Annotated in this window: 19 protein-coding genes; 10 read left to right on the top strand and 9 right to left on the bottom strand. The window is 49.3% G+C overall.

Annotated elements, in window-relative coordinates; all coding sequences use genetic code 11:
• Window positions 1-339 precede the first annotated feature (339 nt).
• Complete coding sequence (locus ACSF8X_RS22885; protein WP_500851601.1) at window positions 340-714, top strand: hypothetical protein; 375 nt, start codon at window positions 340-342, stop codon at window positions 712-714.
• Between the two features lie 83 nt (window positions 715-797).
• Here ACSF8X_RS22885 and ACSF8X_RS22880 read toward each other — a convergent pair whose 3' ends face one another.
• Window positions 798-2,180, bottom strand: a complete 1,383-nt coding sequence (locus ACSF8X_RS22880) for an endonuclease/exonuclease/phosphatase family protein (protein WP_047879554.1) — start codon at window positions 2,178-2,180, stop codon at window positions 798-800.
• A 268-nt stretch (window positions 2,181-2,448) separates the two neighbouring features.
• On the opposite strand from ACSF8X_RS22880, the gene ACSF8X_RS22875 reads away from it, so the two are divergent.
• Window positions 2,449-2,826 (top strand): hypothetical protein, encoded by a 378-nt coding sequence (locus ACSF8X_RS22875; protein ID WP_500851600.1) that lies wholly within the window; start codon window positions 2,449-2,451, stop codon window positions 2,824-2,826.
• A gap of 159 nt (window positions 2,827-2,985) precedes the next feature.
• On the opposite strand, the gene ACSF8X_RS22870 is transcribed toward ACSF8X_RS22875, so the two are convergent.
• Both ACSF8X_RS22870 and ACSF8X_RS22865 read right to left on the bottom strand, forming a co-directional pair.
• A complete protein-coding gene (locus ACSF8X_RS22870) occupies window positions 2,986-3,468 on the bottom strand; it encodes a GNAT family N-acetyltransferase (RefSeq protein ID WP_500851599.1) in 483 nt (160 codons plus the stop codon).
• A 106-nt stretch (window positions 3,469-3,574) separates the two neighbouring features.
• Window positions 3,575-6,295 (bottom strand): hypothetical protein, encoded by a 2,721-nt coding sequence (locus ACSF8X_RS22865; RefSeq protein ID WP_500851598.1) that lies wholly within the window; start codon window positions 6,293-6,295, stop codon window positions 3,575-3,577.
• 299 nt (window positions 6,296-6,594) lie between these two features.
• On the opposite strand from ACSF8X_RS22865, the gene ACSF8X_RS22860 reads away from it, so the two are divergent.
• Together ACSF8X_RS22860 and ACSF8X_RS22855 are read left to right on the top strand one after the other, a co-directional pair.
• On the top strand, window positions 6,595-7,959 hold the full coding sequence (locus ACSF8X_RS22860) for a hemolysin family protein (RefSeq protein ID WP_047879549.1): 1,365 nt from the start codon (window positions 6,595-6,597) through the stop codon (window positions 7,957-7,959).
• 203 nt (window positions 7,960-8,162) lie between these two features.
• On the top strand, window positions 8,163-8,546 hold the full coding sequence (locus ACSF8X_RS22855; protein WP_500851597.1) for a DUF2541 family protein: 384 nt from the start codon (window positions 8,163-8,165) through the stop codon (window positions 8,544-8,546).
• Window positions 8,547-8,646: 100 nt separating this feature from the next.
• Here the strand turns inward: ACSF8X_RS22855 and ACSF8X_RS22850 are convergent, their stop codons facing one another.
• Complete coding sequence (locus ACSF8X_RS22850) at window positions 8,647-9,828, bottom strand: MBL fold metallo-hydrolase (protein ID WP_500851596.1); 1,182 nt, start codon at window positions 9,826-9,828, stop codon at window positions 8,647-8,649.
• 118 nt (window positions 9,829-9,946) lie between these two features.
• Between ACSF8X_RS22850 and ACSF8X_RS22845 the strand changes: the two genes are divergently transcribed.
• Together ACSF8X_RS22845 and ACSF8X_RS22840 are read left to right on the top strand one after the other, a co-directional pair.
• Window positions 9,947-10,573 (top strand): TetR/AcrR family transcriptional regulator, encoded by a 627-nt coding sequence (locus ACSF8X_RS22845; RefSeq protein WP_500851595.1) that lies wholly within the window; start codon window positions 9,947-9,949, stop codon window positions 10,571-10,573.
• 88 nt (window positions 10,574-10,661) lie between these two features.
• Window positions 10,662-10,931: a CG2 omega domain protein gene (locus ACSF8X_RS22840; RefSeq protein ID WP_500851594.1), complete on the top strand. Its 270-nt coding sequence runs from the start codon at window positions 10,662-10,664 to the stop codon at window positions 10,929-10,931.
• 62 nt (window positions 10,932-10,993) lie between these two features.
• On the opposite strand, the gene ACSF8X_RS22835 is transcribed toward ACSF8X_RS22840, so the two are convergent.
• Complete coding sequence (locus ACSF8X_RS22835) at window positions 10,994-12,316, bottom strand: DUF4397 domain-containing protein (RefSeq protein WP_500851593.1); 1,323 nt, start codon at window positions 12,314-12,316, stop codon at window positions 10,994-10,996.
• 181 nt (window positions 12,317-12,497) lie between these two features.
• Here ACSF8X_RS22835 and ACSF8X_RS22830 point away from each other — a divergent pair, with 181 nt between their 5' ends.
• From ACSF8X_RS22830 to ACSF8X_RS22820, 3 genes are read left to right on the top strand one after another with little or no spacing between them, the layout of a single operon-like run.
• The gene (locus tag ACSF8X_RS22830; protein ID WP_500851592.1) at window positions 12,498-13,100 is read left to right on the top strand and encodes a hypothetical protein; all 603 of its coding nucleotides are present in this window, start codon (window positions 12,498-12,500) and stop codon (window positions 13,098-13,100) included.
• A 42-nt stretch (window positions 13,101-13,142) separates the two neighbouring features.
• Entirely contained in the window at window positions 13,143-13,748 is a 606-nt protein-coding gene (locus ACSF8X_RS22825) for a sigma-70 family RNA polymerase sigma factor (RefSeq protein WP_500851591.1), read from the top strand.
• Window positions 13,741-14,463, top strand: a complete 723-nt coding sequence (locus ACSF8X_RS22820) for a ChrR family anti-sigma-E factor (protein ID WP_500851590.1) — start codon at window positions 13,741-13,743, stop codon at window positions 14,461-14,463. Before ACSF8X_RS22825 ends, ACSF8X_RS22820 begins: the two co-directional genes overlap by 8 nt.
• Window positions 14,464-14,560: 97 nt before the next feature.
• Here ACSF8X_RS22820 and ACSF8X_RS22815 read toward each other — a convergent pair whose 3' ends face one another.
• Complete coding sequence (locus tag ACSF8X_RS22815) at window positions 14,561-15,259, bottom strand: DUF4336 domain-containing protein (RefSeq protein ID WP_500851589.1); 699 nt, start codon at window positions 15,257-15,259, stop codon at window positions 14,561-14,563.
• 53 nt (window positions 15,260-15,312) lie between these two features.
• Window positions 15,313-15,930 carry a hypothetical protein gene (locus ACSF8X_RS22810; RefSeq protein ID WP_500851588.1) on the bottom strand — a complete coding sequence of 206 codons (618 nt, stop codon included), beginning with the start codon at window positions 15,928-15,930 and terminating at the stop codon, window positions 15,313-15,315.
• A 213-nt stretch (window positions 15,931-16,143) separates the two neighbouring features.
• Between ACSF8X_RS22810 and ACSF8X_RS22805 the strand changes: the two genes are divergently transcribed.
• Complete coding sequence (locus ACSF8X_RS22805; protein ID WP_500851587.1) at window positions 16,144-16,689, top strand: TetR/AcrR family transcriptional regulator; 546 nt, start codon at window positions 16,144-16,146, stop codon at window positions 16,687-16,689.
• Between the two features lie 317 nt (window positions 16,690-17,006).
• Here the strand turns inward: ACSF8X_RS22805 and ACSF8X_RS22800 are convergent, their stop codons facing one another.
• Both ACSF8X_RS22800 and ACSF8X_RS22795 read right to left on the bottom strand, forming a co-directional pair.
• Window positions 17,007-17,795 (bottom strand): transposase, encoded by a 789-nt coding sequence (locus tag ACSF8X_RS22800; protein WP_500851586.1) that lies wholly within the window; start codon window positions 17,793-17,795, stop codon window positions 17,007-17,009.
• A gap of 288 nt (window positions 17,796-18,083) precedes the next feature.
• Entirely contained in the window at window positions 18,084-18,857 is a 774-nt protein-coding gene (locus ACSF8X_RS22795) for a YwqG family protein (RefSeq protein WP_500851585.1), read from the bottom strand.
• Window positions 18,858-18,921: the final 64 nt, after the last annotated feature.

Here is an 18,921-nt window from a genome sequence, read left to right as displayed (position 1 = left end):
GCTGTCAATATATGCTGATGGTTATTATTTAAATTATATCGCCTCATCCGGAATCTATACTTACTCGATGCCAGACAATAATATACAATCACTTCTTTTATCACTATTCTGGCTATCCACTACCTATTTTCTAACCGTTTATTGTGAACGTATTTTTTACAAATCCTATTGGCATGAGATTGGATTCAAACCAACATTTAGCCTAAATAAATTTGTGTGGCAGGCAAACCTTCTCAGTTATTCAGGCTTATCTATTATTTTATATGCGCTATGGGGTAACACGTTAAATATTTAGTCCGCATTATGCAGAATATATTTCACAAGATATCAAGAATAAACATGAACTGTTATCATCACGAAAACAATCCAGCAAATGGAACATGCAAAAATTGTCATAAAGCTATTTGTAAAGAGTGTGCTATAGATACAGGGCGAGGAATTGCATGTTCACATGAGTGCGCCAAAGACGTCAGTGACTATAATCTTTTAATGGACAAATCTAAGAAACTATATGGGCTAGATGAAAGTGGAACTAAAATACAAACGGGTACACTTATGACCGTCGCTTTAGGCTCAATCATGTTAGGCACCGGCATTTACAGATACTTTGAATATGATGCGATAGATTGGCCTTCGCTATTAATCGGTGGTGTTTTCATCACATTTGGAGCGATGGGTTATGTCAAAAACAAAAAGATCGGTATAAGTTGCTAAGAAAAGAATAATAATTACCAACATTTATTCTAGGTATTAAAAAGCCTCGGTAATACCGAGGCTCTGTCATTTCGAGTAATAGATTAGAACTGTGCCTTAATCCAGATCATGCGGTGGTCTGAAGATACATCTTTACCTTCACCCGGCACTTTGTTTCCATCAACATCATCGATTCGCTTATCAATAAACAATCGATGGCCTTCCTCGTAAGAAGCTGCCCAGTATACGCCGGAATCAACCACATTCAGGTTTGCTGATGGCAATGCGTAATCAACCGCCAGACCAAATGTCGATGTCATGCGGTTTGGAACTGGGTGATCCGAATTCTGAGCCACTGCATGTTCCGTTGCACCATAACTGGTTGGGAACAGCGCGCCATTCATCACTTCCTGGTTCACGCGAGGATCATCATGCAGAGCCTGCATCACTGAACTAATCCCGTCACCTGATAGAGGGTCAAGGTTTTGGTCCCCCATCATCACGAATTTCGCATTTGCCGGCAGTCCTCCTTGCTTGCCTGCATCATCGTAGAAGTAGTCTTTACCCTGAATGTAATGATGCCAGAATTCTACTTCTGCTGCGTTTTGCTGCTTATTCTTACCGGTATCAAACACTGGCGGTGTAGGGTGAGACATCAGCAAATGCACCACTTCATTGCCCTTCTCGGTAGGGATAATGATCGGCGCATCGACGTGGTTTTTAGACGATAGACGGACCTGCTGCCATTCTTCTGCCGTGTACCAGTCATCACCGCAATTCATGCCCGCAGGGATTTTGCTCGGCTTGTCGCAGATGGTGATCGTTGGCATTTGGACACCGTCCATGTCCTTCCATTTGAATTCTTGGAATGTGCGCGTATTGGCCGTGTCAATTTTGTACTTAGACATCAGCGCGAATGCATATTGGCCATGGTACACACCAAAGCCCCACGCATCACCCGGCATTTGGCCTGCCACACCGTTATTATCGAGATCAAATTCACTCAAAAGGCCGGTGTTGGTCGCGTAAGACTCTGCGTACGGGTAGACGATAGGTTCAAGGTTTGCCGGACCGCCTGCACCATCAAGGCTTTGCGCTACGGACAGGTAGTTCTTCTGGAAGCCTTCTAGAGCAGCTTTGTTTTCACCCGTACCGTCGTTGTTGTATTCCGCCATCATCAGTACATCAGGGCGGTTTTTCTGAATAATTGCTGCGACGTTACGAATTTGAATGACTTTTTCAGCGGTTGATTTTTCTTCGGCACTAATAGAGCCGTCAAGATAAGCCGCCACCAACTTCGTCTGTTGCGCTGGTGTCACTTGCATTTCAGCCACGAGAGCGTCAAAGGTCTTGCGATCAAAAGAGAGGTTGTACGTGGCAATTTTTACCTCTTTCGCTTGAACATCGACATATTCAGTATCGTCATTACATCCGGTAAGTAATGCTGCGCCAACGAGAAGAGCAAGAGAGGTTTTAGTGATTTTCATGGTATTCATTTCTGATAATTGGATTGGCGCAAATACTAAGTTTATCAATACCTTTTGTAAGCGACCCTTGTCACACAAACGATTGCGTAATTACAACGATAATCAGACTTTATGTGATAAATGCAGCAGACACGTCATTTTCAACACCACGGGTGTATACCCCTTTCACCTAACATACAACATTCACTATGTACTCAACCTCTTTCTGAGACTGAGCTGCCTTAGCGCGCTTTGAAACACTCGATTGTCATGAAAACGGGAGAATATAATGAATATATGGATATTGAGCTCAGGATTGCTGGGGATTTTTACAACGCTGATACATATATTTGCCGGTCAAGTTGACCCCGTGAAACCCTTCCTACAATCAGATCTCAAAGCGGTTCCCAAAGCAACGCTTTTAGCGTGTTGGCATTTGGTCTCTGCAACCTTGTTAACCAGCTCACTACTGCTCTCATATACCGGTTTGTATAGTGTAGAGCTGCTGTATCTTCCGGCTCAGCTTGTTGGGCTTTTATATGTTCTCTTCGCACTGGTCTTTTTTGTTGTTGGGTGGTATTTCTTTGGCAGCAAGGTGTTTATCAAATTACCGCAGTGGGGATTGCTTCTTCCTGTTGGGTTGTTGGCGAATTATGGCGCAATGTGAGCGACCACGTTGAGTCTATTTATCAAAATGCTGCATGACAAAATTCAAAACGGCCAGTTCGATGCAACGACCAACGCCGAGCTCGAATCACTCATGGCAGACTTCGAACGCACACTGTAAAACGGGGATTCATGGTATTGCCATCAATAAGGGCTGGCATCAGCCCCTATACTGGTAGTAATCGACGTCTTGCTGGCTATAATCCAAAACAAAGCCGAGCTTGGTCAATACGTTAACTGATGCCCCGTTAGCTGGCTCAACGCCGGCGATAAAACGTTTCGCGCCTTGTAGCAACAGCTTATCAATCAGCGCAGACATCGCCTCGCTGGCAAGACCCTGTCCCCAGAATGATTCACCCAGTACATAGCCGACACGATAGGTCGCCTCGGGCTCAGGAAAGACAAACAAATAGCCTGCAGTCGTCGCTTTTTGGCGAACAACCAGCACGCTCCCTGTAGCTTCCATCGTATCGAGCCATGCATCAACCTGCTCCGCGCTATCTAGCTGCTGGCAAGCAGGCGGAAGGTATTGGGCCACGGAGTCAGTAAACAGCGCCATGATTTCACGGTGTGTTTGCGGGTCTTTGCGATCAAGCGGTGAGACCTCAAGTCGCTCGGTGGCAAAAATAATCGGCTGTATCATTGTATTCTCCTTACGGTGTGGCGGTCATTCTAACGCGCAGGGCACCATGAAAAAAGGCAGCCGCTATCGTACTGCCTTTCTATAGCTGCTATATACCAGCTATCGGTTACTGCTCGAGCAGCGATTCGGCCATTTGCCTGACTTCCGCCGAGCTGTCCTGACTCATTATCTCCAGCGACGCCTGATAACACGCCAACTCACCCTGCTTGAGCATATAGAGCAACCTGATCCGTTCATCGGCCGTCAGCCATTCCTGCATATCCGGCAGGCGACCTTCGCCAGCCAATTTGCAGACAAAAGCGTGCTGATCTCGCCCTTGATTGACGGCATAGTGAATCAGCTCACATTCACCAACCCCAATACTGTCAAGCCAACTCAACGCCCAATGGTCTTTGGCCATAAGCAAGGCCATCCCGACGCTCGGATTACTGTGGCGCAAATAACCCACTTCCGAGTGGCTCCAGCGCTCAGTCAACGGGATTTCGCCCGAGGCAACCCGGCTGTTTGCATACGCCTCCTCCACGAACGAGCATCCTAACCAGTGCAGGCCGCGCTTGCCCAATTGAGCAAAGAACCTCGCCAGTCGCTCCCCCTGAGATGGCGGCAATAACCAGACAAACTCCGCCGGGGCAGCATGCCCGGCTGTACTACCGTAGTGAGGTTCCCAACCCTGAAGCTGCGGTAATCCCAATGCTTGGGGAGACAACGCCTCCAGCCCCTCGCCGGTGGCCAGATAATCAAGTAACTGATCTTTTACTTTGACGGCAATGCCCGTAGCCAGCCGTTTTTCGAGACTCGCCAGCAGCGCCGCACTGAAATAGTCATCAATGGGCAAATTGGCCTGCGGTGCTACCGCCTTGATATGGGCAAACAGAGCCAACAATTGCTGAGGGTAGGCCTTTTGCAGGGCTCCAAACGATGCCTGTGCAAACAATGCCTGCGGTGGTAAGCTCTGGTGGCTATCAACCGGATCCATACCGGTTTCTGCACATCCTTCCTGGGCAAACGCCTCGACCCGGGCACAGTAACGCAGCCAGAAGCGCGAGTCCGCCGGACGGTACCCCGCCACCTGCTGATCGGTCAAAGTCAACGCCGCCTCGATCATCGCCTCGGGGATCCCTAACCCAATCAACTCTCGGGCTAATTGTGATTCGCCCTCGACATCGTTAATCGCTGCATAGTGGGCATAATCAGACCAGCAATAGAAAATACGGTTAATCACACGCAATGGCGCCAAGGAGACCACTAGCTGCCAGTGACGCTCCGCCAGAACAAACAACGGCCTTTCTTGGCCCGTCTTCTGCCCATACTGCAACAGCCAATATAGGCTCAGGAATGCCCGCTGGCCCCCGTCATTGAACAACCAGAGCTGGTAGGCCGGCTGGCTGGCGCTGATCCATTCGCCACGGGTGCCCCCGTCATGGTAGAGATTGTCACGAAGCAGTGCGAACAATGCCTGTTCATCGTCATCGCTCGATGCATCGGTCAACCAATGCTGCACGCGTTGCTCCTCGCAGTCGGAAAAGTCCCCGTAATACAGCATCTGCTGCACCAGCAGATCCGGCAACGTTGCCTCCAGCCAATCAAGGATGGCTCCATGCTCGGATGAAGCAGTCTTGCTCGAATGCAAGCGCCAAGCCGCATAGGCACAGCCCCCTAAGTGAGCCGGTAAATGCGCCAGCCATTGTGCGCCCGCCTCTTCCAGTTCGTCATCCAGATCTTCGAAGACGGTGACGCGGAGCTTATCCCTACTCGGGTGCAACGGGTAGTAGCACTCTTCCCACTCGTCCTCGTCCCACTGGTCAATTCCCCATTCTTCATCGTCACAACACGGATCGGCAGCATCGGGCAGCGGCCAATCCTGATACCTGTCCTCAAGCTGCCATGCCGAAGCCATTCTGCTTAGAGCCACACCGGGATAAGCCTGCTTGACCTCCGCCAGCAGTGCCAGTGCCTCATCTTCAATCCGCAGACCCAACAACAACTGCTGCTTGACCTGATCCTGCCATTCGCCCTCTTGCCAAATTTCGGCATCCACATCCCAATCAGCCAGGCTGTAATAGAAACTCAATACCGGATGCTCAGCCTCACCTCCCGGTGACGCCAGTAATGGCCGCTGTCCCAGACGCTCAACCAACTGGCTTTTAAACCATTGATAATCTTGCGGGTGAGCGGTGAAGTGGGCAAGCAAATCGCATTGCAGCTGGGTTCCTTCGCCATCCATGAAGAAATAGCGCCGCAGGTGCATGCCATCAGACCACACGTAAGCTTTGATCACATCGCGGCTCCAGCCGTACCGTTCCACCAGCTTGCCAAATAGGAACAGGGGTTGTCTGAGCGTTTCGCCATCCCAATAAGGAACGATAAAACCACTGAGATAAAAGGCATATGCTGGCTCAACTAGGGCCAGCATATACAGCGCCTCGATGCCAAAGAGATTGTAATCATCAAGCCACATATCCCCCGAATCATTGCGGCTCCGGGCAAAATCCACCATCGCCTGTGCGGTGCGTTCAAGTTCGGGCAACAATTCCGGGAAGGAGAGCGCGGTGGCGAACAAGATAGGCTCGCCAATATTGGTTTCGCGTTCATCACTGCGGCAAGCGCTCAACGCCCGTTGCAGCATTCCCCTGTTATCCCCTGCATCCTCTGCTTTAAGTGGCCGCCCAGACAGGTGCAAAAACTGAATATTGAACAGTAGTCCCATACGGCGACGAAATGCGCTGCCGTCACTTAGACACTGGCGGTACTCAGCCAATGCCTGCGCAATACTGTCAGGACTCAGGGGATCAACAAAAATTGAAACGGGGGTGTCAGATGAAGACATAGAAAACCTTACTCGGCATGAGAACAATGCGGATATAACACAATCAAATCATAGAGATAAGATCGACTGGCAGTATATACCCCCAGCCAGTAAAAGCCAGTCTAATCATCCTTTTGGCGTATTGCGCTACATGTAAACCTCGTATGGCTCAGCACCTATCGACAATCATATTTTATTAACACGAGAAATAGCTTTCATTAGAAGCTGCAGAAGATGTAATCAACATCAATACTTGCCTCTACTAATAACGGGATACTCGAAGCAGGTTAATTTCAGCCTGTAGACCCAAGGAGAGTCTCATGGACGTGCTGATACTTGTCGCACTGATCCTACTTAACGGGGTATTTGCCATGTCGGAAATCGCACTGGTAACTGCCCGCAAAAGCCGCTTGCAAAAGCTCGCCGATAATGGCGACAAAGGCGCTGCCCGCGCCATCAAACTCGGTGAAGAGCCAACCCGCTTTCTGTCAACCGTACAGATCGGCATTACCGCTATTGGTATCCTAAACGGTATCTTTGGTGAAGCAGCGCTGGCCGCTCCACTGGCCGAGTACATGCAAACCCTGAACATTCCAGCCAAGACCAGTTCGGTGGCCTCTACCGCCATCGTGGTTATCGGCATTACCTATGTCTCCATTGTTATCGGAGAGCTGGTACCCAAACGCCTTGCCCAGTTCAACCCGGAAGGAATTGCCCGTTTCATGGCCCGCCCGCTATCCCTGCTGGCTCGCCTGTCCCGGCCGTTTGTCTGGCTCTTGTCTAGCTCAACGGATCTCACACTGCGCCTGCTGGGCAAGAATTGCCAAGACGGAAGCGACACCCTCACCGAGGAAGATATCCGGGCGGTATTGAGCGAAGGTTCGGAGTGTGGCGCCATCGAAAAGCAAGAGCACGACATGGTGCGCAACGTCTTCCACTTTGACGATCGCCGGGTCACCTCGCTGATGACACCGCGCAGTGAAATCGAGCAACTGGACATCAACAAGTCATTGGACAGCAATATCAATCTGCTGCTGGCTTCCGAGCACGATCGCTTCCCGGTTGTCGAGGGCGGCCTCGACAACCCGCTCGGCGTGATCTCCGCCAAGCAATTGTTGCAGTACCAAATTGCCAAACCTGCCAGCCCGCTGACCCATAACATCCAGCCGGCGGTATTCGTACCGGAAAACTGGACCGGGACCCAACTACTCGAGCATTTTCGCCATACCGGCGATCCTATGGTGTTCGTCGTGGACGAATACGGGGATGTACAGGGCATCGTAACCCAGAACGACATCCTCGAAGCGCTGGCCGGCGAGTTCAAAAACCGGGCACCGGAAGATATCTGGTCAGTGGAACGAGAAGATGGCAGCTGGTCGATGGATGGCCTGATCCCTATCTTGGTACTGAAAGACCTACTGGGACTCAATACCCTGCCCGACGAAAACCAGCACGGCTACCATACCCTGAGCGGTATGCTGATGTGGTGTCTAAGCCGCCTACCCCAAGTCGATGACACTGTAAAATGGGAGGGATGGCAATTCACCGTCACCCGTATCGAAGGCAACCGTGCTGACAAAATCCTGGTAAATCGCCTAACAGAAGACGAGGATAGTGCCGAGCAGATCACAGAAAACGAGGTGGAAAACAGCGCCAAACCAGAGCAGGACAACATGGAAAAATAACGAGCAGATTTATGTCATTTTTTACATTAATTTGTCTTTGCCAAAATTCGAAGTTGGTATATTCTGCGGCGGTTAAAAACTGCCTGATTAGCATAAACTAATCATCAGTATAAACACCCCAAATAACGGGTAAGCCGCCGCTTTCTTTATTTATTTAAGAAGCGGCGGCTTGCTGTATCTATAGCTTTTAATGTAGTTATAACATGAAAACAAAATCATTGTTTGCCGCCCTATTGCTGGCTACTGGCTTGCTAGGCGCATCTAGCATGGCTCACGCCGACGACACCATCACCCTTGGCCGTACCATCCTGCTGGGCAAAAGCGACCACGGCGCAGAAATTCCAGTTATTGGTTGCCGCCGCGTCGATGCAATCAAAGTTAAGGCTGAGCGCGACTTGTTCTTGGAACGCGTAAAAGTAACATTCCAAAACAAAGAGACCAGAACATTCAAGTTCTACCGTAAAGTCGGCGAAGACAAAAAAACAGATTGGCGTAAATTTGCCTATAAACGCTGCGTAACTCACATTGAGGTATTCGGCAAGGCATCAGGTTCGTCTGCCGGTGTCCGCGTTTACGGCCGCCAGTAATAACATTGCCCAGCCCGGTTACACCGGACTGGGCAACTTTATATTCCCATCTTTTCCTTCTGTTCAGCCTAACAACAGCCAAGCATGTCCTGAGTAGCCCTTACTCGGTGATCGCTTGTGCCTCTTGCCGCAAAGCCAATTTCGAAAAGTCGTACCACGACTCCTGCGCACGCCACCAATACGCCGTATTGACCGGCATCGACAAATCTAGCGACTGACCGATCAAAGGGGTCACCAAAGCCACATCATGCAGCTCGGCTTCCTCGATCAAATCATTGACCGGCTCATCCCAGCGGTGCAAAAACAACTCATAGGTAGACCAATGAACCGGGAACAGCTTATCCCCTCTCACATCGAGGTGGGCCTGCAACGTATGGGCTGCCTGCATATGCCCCCATCCCTCAACCGGATACCCCTTGCCGTTCTTCACGTTGGCGGCAACTTCGATAAACGTCATATCAAACGGGCCAAGACGCTCGCCGATTTGTTTGAAATGACTGCCGTAAGCAGAATCGCCACTGTAAAAAACACTGCCTGCATTCGCCTGGATCGCCCACGATGACCACAAGGTGGTATTACTATCAAACAAACCGCGCCCAGAGTTATGGTTCGCAGGTGCCGCCGTCAAGCGTACCGATCCCACAGAATGGCTCTCCCACCAGTCGAATTCCCGAATGTTGTCAGGAGAAATACCCCATTTTTCAAGATGACGACCGATCCCCAACGGGACAAAGAAATCCACATTCTTGTCGGCATAATAGCGGGCTGTCTCCTCCTCCAGGTGATCATAATGGTCATGTGAAATCAAAATAACATCCGGCAAAGGCAGATCCTGTCGACTCACAGGTGCATCCACATTGCGCGAGAAAAAGCGTGAAAACAACGACGGGGAAGCATAATCAAAAACCGGGTCGATCAGCATTCTGATCCCATCGGCCTCAACGAACAGCGACGAGTGCCCCAGCCAAGTTACACGCAGTGATTGGCTCGGCGTAGCCAGCAGATGGGTATCAACCGCTTGGAACTGCAACCGGTGTTGTGGCTTGTACTGGTCACGATCCATGAAAAACTTCCACATCAATGAAAGCATCCCTTCTTGGCTTTCCACTTTTGGCATATGGCTAATCACCTTGCCGTTCGCAAATTGAGGAGATTGCGCAATACGCTGCTCGCGGATCGCTTCGCTTTGGACATGGCGGCCATCGACCGCTTCACTTTGAAATACAGACAAACCCAATATCCCTATCACCGCAACCAAAGATGCTTTCAGTGTCGTTTTCATTTCTTGCTCGCCACAAAAGTAAACGATGTTGTATACTTTAATCATAACCTCAACGAGAGAAAAGTAAACACAGCTGTTTACATTCATTCTGGGAATTCGACTAATTAAGGAATGGAAATTGGCTAAAGTTGCTGAAATAAAACAAGAAAATATCATTTGCGCAGCTATTGATATTTTTACAGAAAAAGGGCTGGATCAAGCCAGTATGGAGGCAATATCCAAAAAGGCCGAAGTCTCCAAACGCACCTTGTATAAATACTATCCAACCAAGGAAAGCCTGTTCGACGTAATCGTCGAACGGTTGGTATCCAACGTCAAGGTGATCAGCAATATCCCCTTCGAGCAGGATATCTCTGTTCGCGACCAACTCACCCACCTTGCCGAAAAGGAAGTTGAGCTATTATGTAGCCCTTGCTTTGTTGCCGTTGCCCGAGTGGTGTTAAGCGAATGCATCCGCTCCAAGCCATTGGCCGACCTCATGGTGGAAAAATTCCAACCGCTTGATGGCTGTCATGGTCTCACCCGCTGGATCAACGATGGCATTCACGCAGGAAAACTGCGAGTTTCCCATCCCGATATCGCCTCGGAACAATTTATCGCGGGCCTGAAAGCCATTGTTTACTGGCCCCAGCTCATGGCCCACATGCCACCTGCTAATAGCGCCACCTGCCAGGCGGCAATCCAAACGGCTGTCGACCAGTTTGTTGCAGCCTATGAAGTCAGGCATATACCGGGGAAAGCCTAAAGCAGTAAGTAACAATTAATTTAACTGAGCATTTCAGCGAAAATATCCAGCAGGACTACACTTGGTGTAGTCACAAAGGATACCGAAAATGCAAAATACAATACTCATTGCACTGCTAACTCTGCTCTTTTCTAACCCAACTACCGCCGAGATCACCATTAAGGGCAATGGTTTCGAACTCAGTAATGACTGCCTAAAAATGGAAGGCGAGAACTTTCTCATTCGCACAGATGAATGTGATGAATGGAGGAAAAATCACCACGATAACCGTAGTGTTCATGGCGATGATAATCCAGGCAAGGGAAATAAAGCAGGCCACGGTAAAGACAAGAACAAAGGAAAAGGTAAGGGGCAATAACATCGTTATGCCCCCTTTTCTCTGCTTGCTACCCGCCTATATGACAAGCTATTACAACCCTGTTATTTTGCTGGTTCGGTATCCACATTGACTGCCAGACTCAGATCATCCACGGCTGTCACAGAATATACCCCACCGTCTTTTATCGTTACGGCCTGTTCAATCAGTGGATTCAAATCCCCTGCCGCCGTCACCGCCAAGGTATAGCTACCTCCGGGTACATTCAATACCGCAGTATCTTTGAATATCGCCCCGAATACCACAGTCGTCTCTTCGCTAAATGTACCATCAGCAGAGGCGTGAATATCTACCGTACCGGCCAAGGTACTGGCATGAACAACTCGCACTTTGGCGTACGTCGCCACCGAGCGTAGATCTTCTTCGATAATCAACGGCTCAATCGTACTAACCGTACCAACGGCATAGATACTGGTTTGAGTGGCCGCAGCAATTTCGGTGCCCGGCGCGCTGATCAGCTCTGTACCCGGATCCCCTGCGGGGGTAACCGCCAAATCATAGCTGCCCGGAGCAACATCGCCTGAGCGATACTCCTTAAATGCAATGTTTTCATAGCCACCGACAGCCGCCCCGCCCGCAACGACATCCACGTTTGGAGCTTCGTTCACCGCATGTACCACACGCACCGTTGCCTGCTCGCCGGTATTGCGAACGACTGCCACCGCCTCACCGTCGGCAACCAGCAAGTTTACAGGGGAAACCGCACCACCGTTTACATTGGGTACCGCGCTAATCATCAAGTCGCTACCACCCGCCAAAGGCAGTTCACCACTGTCGTAGACGACATCCTTGCTTCCCGCCAAGGTAATACGAAGGCGGTACGTCCCGGCGGCAAGGGTGACCGGCAGCAGATCGCTATCCTCGGCAAAGACCAATCCCGGTACGGCCGGTTGAATATTATCGATGGTTGAATCCAACCCGATATAAATGTCCACCGGAGGGACGTCAGGGTGGGCATGAAGCACATCAATTCGAACCTCATTACCTTGTGGTGACATGTCTTCCCGGCTCAAGACCACGGCCGAAATATCGGCAGTTTGACCAAGGGCAACAATGTCGTATTGCATGTCAGGGGCAAAATCTAAATTGGCTTCAATAACATTTGTTGTCTCGTCACCCGCGAGCTGTGCGACAACACCAACATCGTAGGTACCGGCATCGACACGCAATAAACTGCTACCTTGCTGGTAGTCAACCATTTCAAGCCCCTCGACCGTGTTACCGTTTAATTCAACCGCGACCAGCGGGGCATCGCTGCTGGCATGGGTGACCCGAATCTTACTGGTTGCCGTATCGTCGTCATCGTTGAAACAACCACTCAAACCAAACACTGATACGAATAATAAAGGGAGGTATCTCGTTCTCATCGGAAGCGTCCTTTATGGGTAGTCCGTGGCCTAATTACGCCAGCATCCCTCACCACGATCACCCGTTGGATTCTCGCTATTGAGACACCCTTCCTAGACGCCTGAGATTCCGCTCATCCGTTTAGCGCTTTATTGCGTACAACAAAAACGACTATCTATAGAACTCACAGGAGCTTCCTACGTGCATTCCGTTTCGCCCAACCAATTAACACTTCCCTATATTCAGACCACTGACCATCTCATGCCGATGGGCCAAGGGCAACTGCGCGGTTCCGGGTATCTTTTTACCCAAACCATTGCCGATGGCCTTCGAGCAGGCAGTCTCTGGATTGTTATGGTTGACGGTTTTGGCAAACCAGCCAACGCACACGGCGACATTATTATGTTGGCCACCATTACCGAAGTGGACTGGCTCAGTGAAGCCGAAATCAAACTTGATATTGCGATTCATCAATGGGGGGCTCTCGCGCTGGAACCACACCACAGTACGACATACCTCCAAGGTGAGATCTACCCCATCTGGCATGACGACATCCAACTGGACAATGACGATATCCTCACCACCCGCCTGAAACAATGGCTTGCTGAGTCCGGTTCCCAGATGCAGGTTACCGCTGCATCTTTGACCAGTGCCCGATGGGTTTGCTGGCGCTGGCTTGAGCTACTCCCTTTATCTTTGACCACCAAACAACGATTGCTCAAGCACTCTTCACCGCAAGTTTGCATCCGTTACCTGAAAAAAATCATCCGCCGCAGTGATCTGATTACCTCGTTGTTGCGTTAGCACCAATTAGACCCCATGCTTGCAGATAGAGTGATGATGAGAATGCTAAACTGTCAAAATGCTGAGATCAGCAAGGAGTCGATGATAAAAGACCCAACCACGGCCGATGTCGCCCTTTTGCTTGCCAACATCGCCCATCTACGCTGCCGAAAAAGCTACGAAAAGCTGTTTACTTTCGTAGCTCCTAAGCTATTGAGCTTTTCACGCAAACAGCTCTACGACGAAAATATGGCAATGGAAGTGGTACAGGAAACGATGTTGAAAGTCTGGCTCAAGGCACATCTTTACGATGAGTCCAAAGGTGCTGCGCTGACATGGATTTACTCGGTAGCCCGTAATGTCAAATTCGACTTGTTGCGCAAAACACGCCACCAGCAGGATTGGATTCAGGGGGACGACCTCTGGCCCATTCTTGACGAAGAGCGCGATCCTGACAGTCTCCCAGACGAATTCCGCCTTATTGTTAGCAAAGAGCTCGAACAACAAATCAATGCGCTCCCCCCAGCCCAAGCCGAGATTGTCCGCATGGTCTGTCTGCAGGGTACCTCTCATCAAGAGGTGGCTGATGCCTTGGGTGTTCCACTTGGTACGGTGAAAAGCCGTCTCCGCTTAGCCTTGCAAAAAATGAAGGAGGCTCTTGATGGCTAATATTCAATTTCATCCAACAGACACAGTTCTGATGCAGTTTACGTCCGGAGATTTAGATCCCGCCGCCAGCATCATGATCAGCACTCACCTTGAATTCTGTCCCTGCTGTCGGCAAAAAGTCGCCGCCTACGAAGATGAAATCTCACAACAACTCGTTGCTGAGGAATCCGCCGTTGATAGGATGGAGGCATCAGGTACAGCGACAACCGAAACTCCTTCGTTGTCACCCGACCTCGCCGCGATGATGCAGCAAATCATGTCGCAAAATGCCGAGCCGGAGCCGAATCATGAGAGCCCACAACCACAAACAATTACGCTCGGTGACAAAACCTATCCGTTGCCTAGGGCATTAAGACGTCATCAACAGGAGATCGGCCCATGGTCTCGGCTGCCGGGTAATATCAAGCGAGCACAAGTGGCTGTTGGGGGGAGCAGTAAAATGAATTTCATCTTCATGGATTCTGACTCGTCACTGCCCGAGCACACCCACCAAGGCCAGGAAATCACCCTGGTGCTGGCCGGCCAGTTCCATGACGAGCACGGTACTTACCGGGCGGGGGATTTCATCGTCCAAACCGCCGAACACCGCCATGTACCCAAAACCGAACAGGGTGAAGATTGCCTGTGCCTGACACTTCTCGATGCACCGCTGCATTTCACCTCCGGTCTGGCGACACTGCTCAATCCGTTCAGCCAATTGTTTTTCCGCGGTTAGTTAACTATTTTCAATACTGCACTAAAAAGCTCCCTCCTGATTACAGGGGGGAGCTTCCTTTCAACATCAACGCATGACGATAACAACCGTTAACCCGTTATTCATCCGCCATATTTAACCAACCAAACGACCGGGTTAAAAATACCATTGCCCCAGTATCGACGCATTCACCGTGGGCCATAATGATCCTCTGTGGCTGCCACGCCATAATCCGCTGAGCATGGGCTCTGGCTTCTTTTCTGTGGAAGAGAAAACTCATTCGCCAATCAATCGGCATCTTGCCGTTAGGAGCCAAAATCCCGGTAAGTTTTGCGGCAAAACGCTGAAGCCGGGTAAAGTCACTCGGCGGGAAATTTTCTATTAAATCGGTGACAATCAAAGTTCGTGACGGGTGGTGGAAAAACACACACTCTTCCATTAGCGGCGAGCCGGTAAAAAGTAGGGATTCAAGCTCCCCCTTCCATGGGTAATCCCCTCCAGATACAAGCTCCCCGCCAAAATGAAGATCCTCTCTTTTTTTGATCACTTCCTTCGTGCCGTAACTGATCGCGTTGGGATAAGCCTGCTGCCATTCTTGCAAAAACAAATGATGCAAATGATTGGGAGCGATAAGATACCGAACCTCCCCCATCGCATCGACTTGCACCTTGAGGGTTTCGGTCAACCGTATTGGGCTGTGTACCCACAGCGATCCATCCTCTAGCTTGACAACCGTCATCCGGGTGGAAAACGGCAAGCCCATAAAAGGAACTGACTCCCCGTCATAAGTCACCAAATTTTCACTTATCATCTGCATTCGCCCATCCTCCTTGAAGCCTATCTTCATCTGTTTGCCCCATTCCCTTTCCATCAGCTATCCAGATCAGGGCGATAAGGCTCTTCTCTGACGCCATGTGCCAACACCAGCTTGATAATAAAAATAGGACCCAGCCATTCCAAACCAACGGGTACCGATACGCATTGAGCTAGCATGATAGATAGCATAACCACCAACATGGCGACCGGACGCTGCAAATACATTGGCAGAACATGGACACACATCAATGAGACCATCATCATGCCATACCAGAAAAAGGCAAAGCTCCAGCCGGTATCGAAACATAGCGGCACAACAAAAAGTTGGAAGTGCATCGCAGGAAACAAGAATTTGCTGCCTACCCATTTACTGAATCCATTGAGTGCCAACGGCTGATCGGTATGAAGAAATCGCTTCATTGATCCCAGAGAATTGGTGATAACGCCACCAACCATATCCAGAGCCAGCAAGCTTGCGACGATGATCTGCAACACGCTCCAGCCTAAATCCTGCCAAACGGCAAAATACAATCCGACAGGCGCAATGATCGCACCATAGTTCGCCAGCATCCTCTCACTTCTGGTGGCACCAAACCCCGAAGTAAAATTGAATTTACCTTTGCAGTGCCAGTTTATGGCAGCACCTTTAACGATAATTTGTTCTTTTGACATGGTTTTACCCTTCTAGCCTCACCTGATTCATTTATCCGAGATATGACTGCCACACATAAAAGTCCACTCGGTCAATAAAAACAGTAAGCGATCAGATTTGGTCTTGTCAATTTTTTGGTCCAATCGGACTAAAAAGAAATTTACCCATCACGCAACAGTAGACTTCGAAAGAATAGTTCAATATAGTCCAGATGGACTTTAAAGGAGGTTACGATGCCGAAGATTGTTGATCGGGATGCCTATCGCCAAGAATTAGCGGCAAAAGCCGTCGATATTTTCACAGAACATGGTTTCAACGGGCTGGGTATGCGGGGAATTGCAGAAGCATTGGGCGTATCCAAAAGTGCGCTATACCACTACTTCCCCAGCAAAGAAGATCTATTTAGCGCATGTACCGAACTGGTTTTGCAGCCCCATAACCTATATGGCATTCCCGAAGGCAGCCCTATTCCGCAAAATCGGGAACAGGCTCTTTTCAACCTCATCGCGGCACTGGATGCCCGATTCAAAGGTGAAATGGTAATCCTGCTCGATTACGTCAAAAACCGAGAAAGCCACGACGTTGCAAATGACATGCTACTGAGAATGGCTGATCGTAAGATATTGGATGAACTAAGCAAAATTGTCGGCAAGGCCAATGCAAACCAAGCCTATGCCCTGCTTTTTGGAGGCCTGATGATCCGACTGCTAAACGGCAAGCAAACCGACTTAGAAGAAATCGCCTCTTGGATCGGCAATCTATCCCCCACACAAGCATGACGCACTAGCTTGGCTCATATCCAAACAGAGTATTAGGTATTAGGTGGTTGTAGGATTCTAGCTGCCAGCCCTACGCCACTATTTCCCTTTCTTTATCATGACACCCATATTTTAATCATGACACCCATGATTAAAAACGCTCAGATCGACAAGTTATACTCCACAGAACTGCACACGTTCCCCAACAACGTCCTTTTCATTAGCCCCATCAGCAAATGTCTCCAGAATAATTCGGCTATTTGCGGATTTCAGTGAATTTATTGCACGACAAAACCTAGCCAGATGGCTAGCCATAGAAACTAAATAACGGCAAATGGTCAGGCTGCGTTTAGCAATCTTCGGCTAGCACTTAGCCCCGATGTTCGCTGCTGGCCAATATGGTGGTGGTACTCGCGAAGCAGGTGTTCCTTGCCTATCGCACCCGAAAAGTTTCGTTCCAACTGGCTCGTTAACTCCAACCAGTTTTCTTCGGTGAAGCCCAGTCGAGCAACAATATTGCGTGCATTTTCTGAAATACACCCTTTGTTACCATCACAAATCGTTCGTCCCGTTTCATCAACCAGCAATAAATAATCAGTAAATACAAAGGGCAAACCTTTAGGCATATTAGAACGAGGGTTGCCGACAAAGGGCAATAATGCTTTTGGCTGGGAGTTCGACTTCGCGGCTTTTGCTCGCTTTTTAATACTTGTGTGGCTAGAGGTTTCCGGCGTCCTCGCAATCCCTGCACGAACAGGATTGAGATCAACGTAGGCCATGCAGGCTGCTAACGCTGCTTCATCCAACAACGGTTGGGATTTGAATCTGCCTTCCCAGAAACGTCCTGTGCAATCGTCTTCTTCATTGGCTTGGCGGGCTATTGGCTCATTGAGCAGGCGCATAAACCAACTGATATCAAATAGTCGTTTACGCCAGTCATTAGCGAGGCGTTCAACGGCCTGTAATTGCGCCTTATCCATCTGACGCCGAATACTTTCATCCAACCAAGTATTAGAAAGAAAGTTCCCCTTACACACCTGATGCCAACGGTTGATCACCTCTTCCTGTGACCAACTCTTGGCCTGCTCAGCATCCACATGAAGTACTACATGGGTGTGATTGCTCATCACAGCATATGCGCAGATATCTATCGCAAACACCTTAGCAAGAAACAACAACCGTCGCTCGACCCAAACGCGCCGGTGCTCATAGCACTTACCTGTCAGTGGATCTTTCCCGCATAGAAATGTCCTTCGCACACAACGTGACACACAATGGTAATACCGGGTATCACTTAAGCTCACTTGCGTCTTCCTTGCCTTCGGCATGATTGGCGGCTCCCTGATCCATCTATCTAACTGGAAGCCTAGAACACAAGGCAAGAAAGTACAAAAGTATGGGTGTCTTAATTATTTTTAACTGCAATCCCAGTTGTACCAAACTTTCGAGAAGTCACGGCGGGCAAGATCCTGCTCACGAATAAAGAAATTGGCAACGCCCAAATCACCCCACATGATCTCTATGTCCTCTTCCCAAACTGAGTCAAGCTGGAACAGAAGAAGCCATGTGTCCCCTTCGATGTCCCGACGGGGATCATCTTGGGTAAAGTTTGCATAGCCGCCCAGCTTGCATCCTTCGGCAGAGAAATTATCGTAAATGTAGTCAGACGTCTGCTCATCAAAATCGTAGATATCACCGGCAATGCTGTCGAAACGGCAATCCGTTGGTGATGGCATTTCTTCGTCTAGCTTGAACGTGATGGCATATTCTCTGGTTAAAGGCAGGCAACACTCCTCGTTCACTTCAGGCAGGTTATCCTCAAGCGCCGACAGGTCATCGGTCACATCCTCGTGGTAAACCACGCGGTAACCACTTGGTGCAGCAATAATTTCCTCTATCGACTTATCAAAATCCATGCCGTAAAGATCATCGTCTTGAATATAAAACTGCATGATCCCTTTGGTCGGGAAATTCGCCAATTGAGGCGTTTCTGAAAAATTAATCTGGGCAAGTAAATACAATGGCTGTCCATGATGGCTGGTAGGATATTCCTTGTTTTTCGGCCAATAAGGTTTTCCGCCAAACTTGCTGTTCCGAATATCAACCACGTTGCGCGCCAACGGGGTAATCTTAACAATCGGCAATTTATGGGATTCAAGCTGTTTGATAATCTCGGTTATGTCTTCCATTTACATCTCTCAAATACGATTTATTCGATATACTTTTAATATCATACCCTTATTGAATATATTT

Source organism: Photobacterium panuliri, from assembly GCF_059920555.1.
This window is presented reverse-complemented; position numbering and strand designations above follow the sequence as displayed.